Raw genomic sequence first — 13,778 nt, 5'->3', positions numbered from 1 at the left:
AGTTAATTACGTCTATTTGCAAATTAAACGTATTAAAGGGTAATGTTAAGTGAAACATGCGAAAGTTAAGATTTAAGCACAATATTACGTTAAAAACTATATTGTTAGCACAAGTAGTAAAAGACGATAAACAATCTTTTGATTTTGAACGTGTAGACAATTAAGTCTCTTATAAAGTATAACTTGTGGTGCTTTATAAGTTCTCCTGATATTTTCCTTGTCAAAATAGGCATATTATATACCTTTTAGTGATGCTCAATTTTATGAAAAGTACGCAAGTCATGTTTAAGCTAAACACTCATAGCTTGTTTACTGATCGTGGTCAGTAACCTTTTATCGATTTCGGTAAAAACGTATCGTGGCTACTGACTGCCGTTTTAAAATTTATATTACTCTTGATTCAAGAAATACTAAAGTTAGGTTTTAATGTTGCTCATTTTGCGATTTGCAAAACTTCCTGCATAAAAATTGCAAAAACCGTCAGTTTAATATTAGGTCGATATCTAACCTGACTTAGGTGGAGTTATCACGCTGTTGCTTTATCTACAGAGTATTTGCATGGAAATCGCACTAGAAGGCATTGTTAGACGGTGCAATGTGCATGCAAATCGAAAAAAGATCTACCGCATTCGGCTTCATAGGCGCGCACAGTTTCTTAAGTCGTATTCCTCTGTTGCGTGCCATGATAAACTTATCCTCCTGTTCAGTATCAGCAAAAATTAATTAGTTACTTTAAATTCCATAAAAGCTGTGATATTGCTGCTATAATTTTATAATGTAGCGATGTCTTTCACGCTCGCAGAAGAGAGAACTGATCAAACATATTTTGTTGCAACATAGTCAACGACATAGAATATTAATTATTATACCTACCATTGTTCAAATGGTGGAGAGATTGTGTTAGTGATAAGCCAAAGGTGCTATTGGTTTAATTGTGGCGAAATTATGACAAATATTCCGTATATAATACTAACATGTCTTGTTATCGAACAACCGACATCGTTTTGTCGTTCTCACGACCAATCCGGCAGAGACTGATTATTGCTATCGCACAAGGTCAGGTATGTAAACGATAGTAAGAGTAGTATTGACGCGGCATAGAATAAACTTATCAGCGAGCCTGGATTTCCACATATTATTTGTGGCACATAAGTGGTATATACAATTCTAGACATTCTTTTATTTCGTAGATGTACACAACCTAAACATCGTGCGTGGCACCTGATCTGTTAAACTAGTTTTCTCAAACTTTATTTAACTAGTACAATTCTAATATGCTTGCGTTTACACCAACAAAAATTCTTGGCAGTAATATTAGCATGTTGCTAGTGATAATCAGCATACCGATACTAGCTTATAGCGCAATTAAGTGAGTTTAATGCTGTAAGCAACTGTGATGGCGTTCACTGTCAATTCAATTCTAATATTTTAAAGATTATCCGCTATGCCAACTCGGCAATGTATCAGCTATTTTATACCTTGGAAATTGTAGGTATTTTCGATGTGATTTATCTAAAATATCTTGTATTTTATGAAGCTATTTAAACAGGTGAAAGAAAGCACTGTAAATAAATTATTATCATTGTGTCTTCCAATTAAAGTAAAAAGCGTATTTTACGCTTCGTTAATGTCATGGGGAGACCTGACAAAAAATAGATTATAATGAATAATAACAACCTTGATATAGAGCGCGATAAAATGTTGAAAAAAAAGAAGCAGTGAAATTATCACACCCAGATGAGAATAGTATTCTTTCATTTTAATTTATGTAGAGATATATTAACTATGCTGGCAAACATCATGAACACGTCAGTATAGATGCTGAGAATCGGTACAATACCGACAGCGCACGCCATAGTGTAGACAAAATATATAATCATCAGTTTATTTATCATATTCTCATAGCCATAATATCCAGTGACATGACCGGCAATAAACACTAATGATGGATTGTAACTGTAGCGTATCAAGAGAAGCTCAGTGGTCTGATAACATAACCCAGTGGGGTCTTGACATATTTTTATTTTTTCGCAACAGGTCAGAAACGATCTACTTATAGGCTCAATGGTAAGGTTGATCACCGCATCGGAACGCATAAAGATGCAATGATTTCGCCACCATGTGGTCTTCTCATGATGGCAATCTTTAGCCTCAGTGCCTGCTGAACGCATTGAACACCACGGATCAAAAGGTGTGATATGGCGCGACGACAAGGTATGCAGTTTTAAATAACCAGGTACCAATCAATATACCTGACGATCTCTTTAGTAACTGCAATTTGCATATTAATATTATATGGATGACATTAAGCAGTGCATATTTACCCACAGGCGAGTACGTGCAGCGATAAAAAAAATTTTCTAGTTAAACAGACATAGATCGCGGAGGCAAAACTCTTGTGGCGGATGCAGCACGCTTAGGTTTGACCATAATTATCGCGAGTCAGTAGATTTTACCAGTATCGCGTTTCCAAATAAGTTTTACTCATAGAAGGATTCAGATATCATTAAGTCAGCATCTAAATAGATGCAAAGTAATCCACGTTAATATTTTGTTTATAAGGTATTATAATATACTAAATGATATTATCAGCGATACTATAATAATTACCTGTAGATATAGTAATTGTCCTGCAATTGTTGTTTAACATACCATAGAACCGGCTGGTTAGGTACCGTAGCGATTAATGACATTAAGGACTTTTAGGGGCTCTAGCCAGAAATAACAATTTTGGCCAAACATAAGTATAAAGCTAGCTTTTGCCAGAAAAGCTATTGCATGTACTGCAATAATCACACAGTACATGCAACAAAAACTCGCCAATTTCTCCCCAAAAAAGCAAAATAGTTCCCGATTCACAAATAAGCTTAACAACGTGCCGTTAAGCTGTAAATTATTTACCGACTATCATCGGTATTTTGTTATTCGATTAAGCGTCTTAAAAAAATAACTTAAATTAAGCTCTGGAGCTTATATCCAAGCAGTCAAAATGATAAAACATGCTTATTTTTTGTAAAGGATATAATCTTTTCATAATTGTTAGGCGTAAGCACATAATAAACCTTTACTATAAGTCTTATGTCAGGATAACGCTAGTGGATTAACTGTAGCATCAAAATAGAAAATAAAAAATAGACGGCGGGATATAAGCAGACTGTAATGTCAATCGACCGAACACAACAATATGTGGCTTTAATGTTTGCTATAGGGATATAATTTATTTAATTTATCCTGCTACTCCTTATGTGCTATGGCTATGTTTTGCCTTCAGCAGTGCGCATTAAGGCTGTTAGAAAATTTTTAAATCAATCCTTGAGAAATCCTAATTACCAAAGATAGCTATAAAGCGGTGTAAGCCACCGGCGTGCTTACATGTTTACGCACCCTAGTCGTGTAATTATCGCTTCACAAGCATATAATTTTCAATAGCAGAATAGATAACACTTTATTTAATTTTGCCTTTTACTTACCATAGCTACGGATTTCGCTAAGAGATAAGCAGCTACTATTTTTAAAACCATAGGTATCTTTATTATTCAATACAGCCACGGCCAACACGGTCTTGTAAAACCAAACTATTTTCTTAAAGTAGCACGAGCAGTTAAGTTTATTTCATTAAATCTAAATAAAACAGCTCGCCTAAGGTGGCTTGTTTTAAGCCTAGTAAGCTTACTAAAGAATAGTTGATTACAGTTGCTCTCATTAGAGAATATTAGAAATATTAATTAAGTAACAATTAAATTTCAGGTTATAGCAAAATGCGTCAATTATTTTTCCTTTTATCATGACGCGAAGTATGATAATTTATATCATCTCTATATAAGAGATGTATATCACGGGCAAAGCAGGTCATGCATCCTGCTACTACATAGCGCCATGCTGTAAATGCAAAATATGCATAATTGCTAACATCATCCATCCAAAAACATATGAGAGTGTAAAATCTGAGATACCTTGGCAGCTTTATATGTTTATATTATGACTTAATAATGTTGCTTGGCAATGTATTCATGCATCGGCTGCATGGTACCTGCCTGGAGACTTGTTATACACAACCCTAAGGTGATATTGTACTCTATCTTATTCACTACGATAGGTAGCATAAAATATATGCATCTCAAATCCAATGGGCGCTGAATAAAAGTAATTCTATTTATAAAATGACACTTATTAATTAAGTGATAAAATTTGCTGTTTAGTTACTTAATCGGTGTTTTATTTATGCTGTAAGAAAGAAATTTATATAATCAATTATAAGTTGCTAGAAGTAATTGTCTGACGACTAATTTTAGTAAGAACCGTCCATCTCGTGCGGTAAGGAAAGATTAACTAGGTTTGTCATTTATCTATGAAAAGTTGAATCAAGTCTTATAATAAAGAAGCTAACACATCTTAAAAACAGATAAAATTTTTAAACACTTATAGTAACTCTTGATTAGAAGTTTACTAAACAAATTTTGTTACTCTACAAAATTAAAGCATGCATAAATAGCTCGTAATATCGCTGTGTTAAAATTTTCTATAGTTATAGACGATGGTTACCATCCATAATATGACATGTTTACACTTATAAGTATAACTTCTTATTATGTCCTTAAAAACAGCTTGGCAAAATTTTATAATACTAATTGCAAACTGCACTGTGGTCCAGAAGCATTGCTCCATTGCGATTCGCACCAATGAGTTCAAAATGTACTGATGTTTACCCGCCAACGGACAAAAGAGCTGGCGATAGCTATTTGCCAAATGAAGATTCATAAAAACAAAAAACGGAAGAAAAATAAGTTTTAATACTTCCTTTTTGTATGGTTTAGCACCGTTACTATCGCAAAAATAAAACATAAGCGAGTTAAGTCAAAGCTGGTATAATAGTATGACGTGGAGTTGTCTTCAGACACTGAAAACAGAATAAATGCCAAGAAACATAAACTACAAAAACATTATCAAAGAAGAATGAATTGCTATAATAATCTATCTTATAAGATATTACAGCGCTACGAATCATGGTTTTGTATGCTATAAACAGTGAGGTAAAATTACTAGTTTTAGTTGACACCAAACCACAAGACTGAGCAGTACCTGCGAAGGTAACCTCAATATTGACCCCCTCGCAGGATAAAAACATAAACTTAATATTTAGTATGTTAGACGCTAACATTGCATAAGCAACAATCATTCTTCAGCATGTTTTGATTGAATGGCTGTCAGCGCGACCGTATAAACAATATCTTCCACCAGCGCGCCTCGAGATAAGTCGTTAATGGGCTTGCGCATCCCCTGTAACATTGGGCCGATAGATATAAGATCTGCCGACCTCTGCACTGCTTTATAAGTTGTATTGCCAGTGTTTAAATCCGGAAAGATAAAGACCGTTGCTTTACCCGCTACCGGTGAATTCGGTGCTTTTGATAGTGCGACATCAGACATAATGGCAGCATCATACTGCAGAGGACCGTCAATGATCAGATCTGGGCGTTTTTTCTGTGCCAGGAGGGTAGCTTTACGAACCTTCTCAACATCGCTGCCGGCGCCAGAATTACCCGTCGAATAAGAGATCATTGCCACACGTGGTTCAATACCGAAGGCGACGGCAGAGTTAGCCGACTGAATGGCAATTTCTGCAAGTTGCTCCGAAGTCGGATCCGGGTTGATAGCACAATCACCGTAAACCAGAACTTGATCTGGCAACAGCATAAAAAATACGGATGAAACTAGCGAACTACCCGGCGCGGTTTTAATCAACTGTAGCGACGGGCGAATAGTGTTAGCGGTAGTATGCACTGCTCCTGATACCAAGCCATCCACTTCTCCTTTCTCCAACATAAGAGTACCTAGTGTCACGTTATCTTTTAGTTGGTCGCTGGCTAACAATTCGGTCATACCTTTGTTCTTACGTAGTTCGACCAGGCGGGCGATATATTTGTCGCGGACCAATTCCGGATCGATAATTTCAATGCCGCTACCAAGTTTCACTCCCTGTGTTGCGGCTGTACGCTCAATTTCATCAGGATTACCCAATAGCACGCAACGAGCGATGCCGCGCTCGGCGCAAATGGACGCTGCTTTTACAGTGCGCGGCTCGTCGCCTTCCGGCAGGACAATACGTTTGCAAGCCTGACGCGCAAGTTCGGTTAATTTATAGAGAAACGCCGGCGGAGATAAGTGACGCGGTCGGTTAGAACTATCGGCCAAGGATTTGATCCAAGCAGGATCGATATAACTAGCGATATAATTTTGTAGTTTTTCCACCCGGCTGTGGTCGTCGTCCGGCACTTCCAAGCTAAAATTTTGTAAGCTAAGCGACGTCTGCCAAGTGTTGGTTTGCACGGTAAACATCGGCAGGCCGGTTTTAAAGGCGTTCTCACACAACCCCTGAATACGTGGGTCGATGTCATAACCGCCGGTTAGTAGAACCGCGCCAATTTCCACGCCGTTCATTGCAACAAGACAGGCGGCGACAAGAACGTCGGGCCGGTCAGCGGAAGTCACCAGCAACGAATACGGGCGGAAATGATCTAGCATGTTCGGTAGGCTACACGCACAGAAAGTGACGTATTTCACTCTCCTGGTCTTAATTTCCCCTTCGTGAATGATCGTAGCGCCTAGATGACGTGCCATATCGATGGCACGAGTGGCTATTAAATCAACATTCCACGGGATGCAGCCTAATACCGGTAACGGGCTATTTTTAAACAACCGGCTAAAATCAACATTAGTAAATCTAACGCTAGCTTTGCTAGAATCGTCAAAAATTTCCGATAGATCCGGACGGGTACGACCTTGAGCATCTACTGGTGCGTTCAATTTATTAACTATGACGCCGGTAATGTTTTTATTTCTACTGCCGCCAAAACTTGAGCATATCAGATCGATGCGTTCTTTCAGTTGATTCGGTAAGTCATTACCCAGCGAAAGCACAAAAACGATTTCAGCGTTCAACGCACGAGCTATTTCATAATTCAGTCTCGTGGCGAACTGATGTTTGCGCGTAGGCACTAAACCTTCCACTAAGACTACTTCCGTTTTTTTTATATTTTTATGATATTGGAAGATAATTTTTTCCATCAAAATATTTTGCTGATTGGTTCCTAGCAAAAATTCTACGTAGCTCATAGCCAATGGCTCTGCATAAATAATTTTAGAATTCGCGCGGATAATACGGGTGGTAGCGTCTATGGTGTCCTCACTAAATCGGGGTTGTGCAATGGGTTTAAACACACTCAAACTTACGCCTTTTTGCTCGATAGCGCGGATCACACCTAAAGTGACACTGGTCAGACCGACGCCAGTGCTAGTAGGGATCAACATAATTGTACGGGACACAGCTAAACCTCTTTCAACGGTTGCTCGTTTAGTCAAAAATCTCCTGCTAGGTACTTACGGTGGCAGGAGGATAATAATTTTACGCAGTCAGACGAGCGGCGTCTTGGGCAATGACTAACTCCTCATTGGTAGGAATGACGATGGCCGGACGGCTGGATGCGGTTGTGATTACACCAGCACGGCCGAAACGTGCGGCAAAATTGCGTTCAGGATCCACCTCAAAGTTAAGCAGCGCGAGTTTTCTCAATGAGAGCTCGCGCACCATCGCAGCGTTTTCGCCAATACCGCCAGTGAAAATTACTGCATCTAGCCGTCCGTCCATTAAGGCGCTATAGGAACCAATGTATTTTGCTAAACGATGGCAATAAACATTCATGGCGCGGAGGGCGTCGGATTTATCACGGTAGTTGTCTTCAACATAACGGCAGTCGCTGGTTATGTTAGTCAAGCCTAACAGACCGGACTCTTTGGTCAACATGGTCTTGATTCTAGATACGGAAAATCCTAAATCATCATGTAAATGAAAGATAATAGCCGGGTCAATATCGCCGCTACGAGTTCCCATGACTAAACCTTCTAGTGGGGTTAGCCCCATAGACGTATCTACACACTGACCATTGCGGATGGCGGCAACAGAGCCACCATTGCCTAAATGGCAGGTGATGACATTAAGTTGATCAACCGGTTTGTGAAGCATCTTAGCCGCTTCGCGGCTAACATAAAAATGGCTGGTACCGTGGGCGCCGTAGCGGCGGATTGCATGTTCTTGATATAAAGAGTATGGCAAAGCATAAAGATATGATTCTTCGGGCATTGTTTGATGTAAGGCGGTATCAAAAACCGCTACGTTCTTTTGTGACAACTGAGGAAACTTTTTCAAAGCTTCTCGAATACCTATAAGGTGTGCCGGATTATGCAACGGCGCAAACGGAATAGAATCCTCGATGCCTTTTAATACGTCATCATTGATGATGGCAGACTGGGTAAAATGTTCACCGCCGTGCACAATGCGATGACCGATAGCGGTTAATTGTGTGGAGAGTTCCGGTTTTTGTGCTAAAATATTATGCACTATAAAGTGCAGTGCTTCACTGTGCGCGACATTAGCACCCAAAGACGATGCTTGCTTGGCACCGTCTATCTTCCATTTAATACACACTTCCGGTAGATTAAAACATTCAGCGAGACCGGAAAGATGTTCTTCACCATTAGTGGCATCGATAATAGCGAATTTCAAAGATGAACTGCCACAGTTAAGAACAAGTACTAGCTTACTCGACATGGAATTACCTATTTTGTATACGTGGTTAATAATTAGTCGAACAGACTTTAATCTGCATCTCATTCTTCTTTTAACATCCATAATGAACATTATAAATGCAGTGATTGTGTAGTTATGAATATTGACCATAACACTTACGTTACCCTAAACGTTAGCCTAAACTGGCTATTTTCACCACTTGTTGCGGTTGACCTAAAATACGCTTAGGTTGTTAAGTAACATAACGAAATATCACGGTTAAAAATCAAGTTGTTATAACGAAATATATAATATAGTGAGAGAATGAAACTTTTTTAATTGTTATTATTAGATCTGAGATCTACTATGTAAACAATTTATTATAGATAGATGAATTATTACAATATACTCTCCGACCTGGACAAAATTATATAAAACCCTAGCAACGCTAAATAGCCGCCTATCTTTCTTGGGTAGCATCTCGTACAACTACATGCTTCAGCGTATGACTATATTTTAGCAATCACAGTCCTTTTAGACTAAGATAAAAAATGCCCCTAGGGGGGATAGCGGTGGTCTCACGGTAAAGATTGCTATTCTTATCTTCATCCTGCTGCTGATGGATGGATTATTGGTGACTTGTGCAGTGTTGGGGGTAACAGCAACCTTATTGAACTTACTTGTTAACCTGGTTACATGACGCCGTACAGCAAAATATTTTGGTCGCATTATTAATGCTGTTAAAATCCTATGATTAACTTTAGTAAAGTGATGCTTTACGTCTAATAACGACATAACCATTTTATTAACGCGAGGTGAAGAGCACAAAATAGCCGATAGATGTGTAATGCACGTTGATAATGTTAAAAATCATATACTGGTGCTGTGTTGCTGATAGCCAATTTAGTGCCCATCGCACTAGCCTAAACCTGGTGATTGAAAATATCTAGGCAACCGCGATAAATTTTATCTGCATGGTGCTGACATGGCCACTATGGTAGCGTATCTAACTCCCCTTGCGTCAATTATCTGGCAGCGTTATCTCTTCGTATTGATCAAACGAATAACTACGTAATGCTAGCACTTATCGTGCTGATATTATAGTTATTATAGGTATAATGATCGTAAAAACTTGGGTTTAAACTATAGCTGATGCCCTTCCACCTCTGTGGAAGCTGGCTACCTATGTTAGGGTAGGTGTTATTTTAATTTTAATTAAAATTAATAAGCAAACATTTACTAATAAATTTAGGGTTGAAAACCAAAAATAGCTTTGAATTAACTCAACTATTATCCAGAAAGATAAAACCATTAAAGTGAACCGTGTTAGATTATTAGTATCTAGGTTAAATTCTTGTCTCGAATCAGGGGTTAAGCCTTGATAGGTTTGCAATTAATTCCGAAAAACATAAACTCATTGCCATGAAAGAAGATACCATGCTTTGAAATAGAAAATAAACTCTTAAAAAGTTACGTCAATTTTAATTTTAGATTCATGCACATTACTTAATAATTGCTATGCTAAATTTTAATACTTATAGCAATAACTATAATCCATGACATTGACGTACTGCTGCTCCTGATACTTAGCGCATTATTTAAAAACGCAACCTGGTAAAATCTAGCGGCAGTTAGTTGCAAAAAAACCAGATCACAAATATTAATTCGAAGACAACTAACGTATTAAAATTAATGATCTTATATTAAAAGCTCACAGTAACTCTACTAAGTGAGATTTAATGGGGCGATATTACGGGTATCTGGATAGAGCAGCATTGAAATGCTCTGTCAGCGGTATTGAATTTACTAGCCCATAAACTCAGGCGTAATTGGCGATAGAAACCTCATTTAGATAAATAGAACTAACTGTTACAACGCTTCAAATAATATATGAGCTGCGTGGTCGAATTTTAGTCGTGACCTCCACAGCGACTAAAGAAGTCATAAAATAATATTTTAAAACGTCAATACCAACAGGTGATGTACCGCTATCGAATAATGTAATCATAAACCTCGAGGTAACTACTAGAATAATAGACAAATACAGAGGATTTCAGGAGTTTGATACATAATAAGAAACCCAAGAACAAACGTATATCTAGCACCTTATTAAAGCGGAGTCACCTATACCTATTAAGTCATAAGATGGTACTAAAGGGTTAATCAAGATCCTTAGTAGGGTTTAAGGCCAAACAAATTAAAACTTCTGTTTTATAACAAGTCAGATAAAAGTGAGTTTTTGTTAACTACTACAGTAGTTTATTCTTTACTTAATATATTTAGCAACACTAGCAAATTATATTTGTTATCCCCGTTGCCTGTATCTTGAAGGTTCCGTTACGATCATTATCGTATAAATATACGATAAAACTTTAAATATCTATAACGTGTATTTCATACACTGATTAAGTTAATAATTAACGGCAAGATCTTCATAAGAGACCTTGTGTAACTACAGTAAATTTGTTTGCTGTTTTAATTATAATCATGCCACGCAAAATCAATGCAATGACGACAATAATTTGAACTAATTATTTCAAATATTAAACAAAGATAGTTAAACAATTAGCTAACACGATTCTAAGATAGTGCTTAAATGTGTATATTAATATCACTTTTAATAGAAAAGATAGGTTACTAGCTAACCGATTAATTATTATTAAGGATAATATTATTTTAATACGGTTATTAACAAAATTATCTGTCCTATCATTAAGTAAGATGGTAATTATCAGTTAATATGCAGATACGTTAATTATATTCTTAATTAGTACGGTACTAAGGCAGGATATAATCCTGAAATAAGATATAATTATTATAATCTAAGTGTATTAATCACTATTTATATGATTACATATAAAGTTTGATTTAAACTTTTTTCTTCTCCTTACGAGAAATCTTATGAGCATTTATATCAAATTTAAATATAAGTACTTGACATAATTGCACTCAATTTATTGGGTGCCATGGTTTTACCCAATGCTTATTTTAGTTGAAGTCACAAGTGCGTATAACTAAGAATATAAATGATATTTATCTTTACCTTTCCATAGAAGGTAAAGATTTTGATAAAGGCTTTTGAGCAGGATATTATCAATATAAGTATTTTGATTGATATCAAATAGCACTTTATTATCTACTTCTAAATATAACACTTACTATTAAATTTAATTATTAATGTAAGCTAAATCAAGCTATATTCTGCGATAGATAAAGTGTAGCTTACATGATGATGGTAAATAATAAAGTGGCGATTATATCGCAGCACTGATTTATATAAAAGTGATTATAGCTTTATTTATAAAGCTATAATCTTTAGCATTGTATCTTTAATTTTTCGCTATACATGAATGTCATCGACACTAAATATTTATAAAGGCTGTATTACTAATGGCTTAAAATTTAAATATTTATTATTAAGTAGCATAAACGTTGCTATTAATCGCAACTTATTTTAATATGTAATAAATTATTGATAAAAATAATTTATATGTTTGACATCGTTAAGAACAGTCTGCTAAATATTGATATGAGTATGCCACCATTACAAGTATGTATATAAATCGGCTAAACAGTTAATATATTTGCAGTAATCATCATCGCTTTTCTTAGGCATAAGCAAATCGTGTACAGCCTAATTCGTCAAATAGGCTCTTTACCGTAGGTCGAGAGGCAAATGATATTTGCAGCATTGGTTTAGAGTGATTGCACATAAAATCATTGCTAGGTGAGCATAAGTTCTGTGATTAAAGATAATCACAACGTAAATGTATCACACTTCTAGCTCGATATCATCGAGCGGCAGGCAGCAACAGGGAAGAATTTCTCGGTTAGCGATAAAAGCCAACGGTTCTTGATGGTATTTTACTTGCCCTGAAAGCAAGAGTAGTCGGCAGGCACCACAATAGCCGGAACGGCACTGAAATGCCACCGGCACCTTGTGCGCCTCCAGCGAATCCAGCAGTGTGCGATGCACACTGCTGCAGGAAAAAAGCGTCGAGCCATTTTGACGAATATGAATAAGGTATTGCTTCTTCATATTATAACTGGAAGTCGCTGAGGTCTTCGCTGCTAATTTCAGCATCAATCTGACCAACTAGATAAGAGCTTACCTCGACCTCTTGCGGTGCAACCTGCACATTATCAGATGCAAGCCAGGAGTTAATCCAGGGAATTGGATTAGAATATGTGGTAAATGGCAAATCAAGCCCGACCGCCTGCATGCGGATATTAGTAATATATTCTACATACTGGCAAAGTATATCTTGGTTCAAACCAATCATCGATCCGTCGCGGAACAGATAGCTCGCCCAATCTTTTTCCTGTTCAGCGGCTAACAAGAATAGATTATAGCTTTCCTGCTGACATTCTAGCGCAATCTTGACCATCTTAGGATCGTCTTCACCGTAACGCATCAGGTTTAGCATATGCTGAGTACCTGTAAGATGCAGCGCCTCATCACGGGCGATGAGGCGAATAATTTTAGCGTTGCCCTCCATCATTTTACGCTCGGCGAAAGCAAAAGAGCAAGCGAAACTGACATAGAAACGGATTGCTTCTAACGCGTTAACACTCATTAAGCAAAGATAGAGCTTTTTCTTTAATTCATGCAAATTTACTACCAATGCTTTATCATTCACCCGGTGAATGCCTTCCCCAAGCAAATGATAATAACTGGTCAGTTTAATAAGATCGTCGTAATAGCAGGAAATATCCTTGGCACGTTTCAGGATTTCCTCGTTAGTGACTATATCGTCGAAAACCAGCGACGGATCGTTGACGATATTGCGAATAATATGGGTATAAGAACGTGAATGTATGGTTTCAAAAAACGCCCAAGTTTCTACCCAAGTTTCTAGTTCTGGTATTGAAATTAGTGGCAACAGCGCGACATTAGGGCTACGACCCTGGATAGAATCTAACAACGTTTGATATTTTATATTGCTTATAAAAATATGTTTTTCATGTTCCGGCAACGATTGATAATCAATGCGATCGCGCGATACATCCACTTCTTCCGGACGCCAAAAAAACGACAATTGCTTTTCAATCAACTTCTCAAAAATATCGTATTTCTGTTGATCAAAACGGGCAACGTTCACCGACTGACCAAAAAACATCGGCTCTAACAACTGATTATTTTTAACTTGTGAAAACGTAGTATAAACCATAGGGCACTCTCGTTACACACGAGCGGTATCGTTATCCCCACACA

The 13,778-nt window shown here is 37.3% G+C and carries 4 protein-coding genes; all 4 read right to left on the bottom strand.

Going from position 1 to position 13,778, the window contains the following annotated elements; genetic code table 11:
- Positions 1–5,172 precede the first annotated feature (5,172 nt).
- The gene (gene pta, locus HBA_RS02110; RefSeq protein WP_457920940.1) at positions 5,173–7,308 is read right to left on the bottom strand and encodes a phosphate acetyltransferase; all 2,136 of its coding nucleotides are present in this window, start codon (positions 7,306–7,308) and stop codon (positions 5,173–5,175) included.
- A gap of 94 nt (positions 7,309–7,402) precedes the next feature.
- Positions 7,403–8,605 carry an acetate kinase gene (gene ackA, locus HBA_RS02105; protein ID WP_097032383.1) on the bottom strand — a complete coding sequence of 401 codons (1,203 nt, stop codon included), beginning with the start codon at positions 8,603–8,605 and terminating at the stop codon, positions 7,403–7,405.
- 3,730 nt (positions 8,606–12,335) lie between these two features.
- Positions 12,336–12,602, bottom strand: a complete 267-nt coding sequence (yfaE, locus tag HBA_RS02100) for a class I ribonucleotide reductase maintenance protein YfaE (RefSeq protein WP_097032382.1) — start codon at positions 12,600–12,602, stop codon at positions 12,336–12,338.
- 1 nt (position 12,603) lies between these two features.
- A complete protein-coding gene (gene nrdB / locus HBA_RS02095; protein WP_097032381.1) occupies positions 12,604–13,734 on the bottom strand; it encodes a class Ia ribonucleoside-diphosphate reductase subunit beta in 1,131 nt (376 codons plus the stop codon).
- Between the last annotated feature and the right edge of the window lie 44 nt (positions 13,735–13,778).

The organism is Sodalis endosymbiont of Henestaris halophilus (genome assembly GCF_900161835.1).
In the GTDB taxonomy this organism is placed as follows: domain Bacteria; phylum Pseudomonadota; class Gammaproteobacteria; order Enterobacterales; family Enterobacteriaceae.
The sequence above is the reverse complement of the archived record's forward strand: the minus strand, read 5'-3'. Positions and strand labels throughout refer to the sequence as shown.

Bases quoted from the DNA above. Each gene is read 5' to 3' on its own strand.
- yfaE (WP_097032382.1), bottom strand. From the start codon at position 12,602: ATGAAGAAGCAATACCTTATTCATATTCGTCAAAATGGCTCGACGCTT.
- pta (WP_457920940.1), bottom strand. From the start codon at position 7,308: ATGTTGATCCCTACTAGCACTGGCGTCGGTCTGACCAGTGTCACTTTA.
- ackA (WP_097032383.1), bottom strand. From the start codon at position 8,605: ATGTCGAGTAAGCTAGTACTTGTTCTTAACTGTGGCAGTTCATCTTTG.
- nrdB (WP_097032381.1), bottom strand. From the start codon at position 13,734: ATGGTTTATACTACGTTTTCACAAGTTAAAAATAATCAGTTGTTAGAG.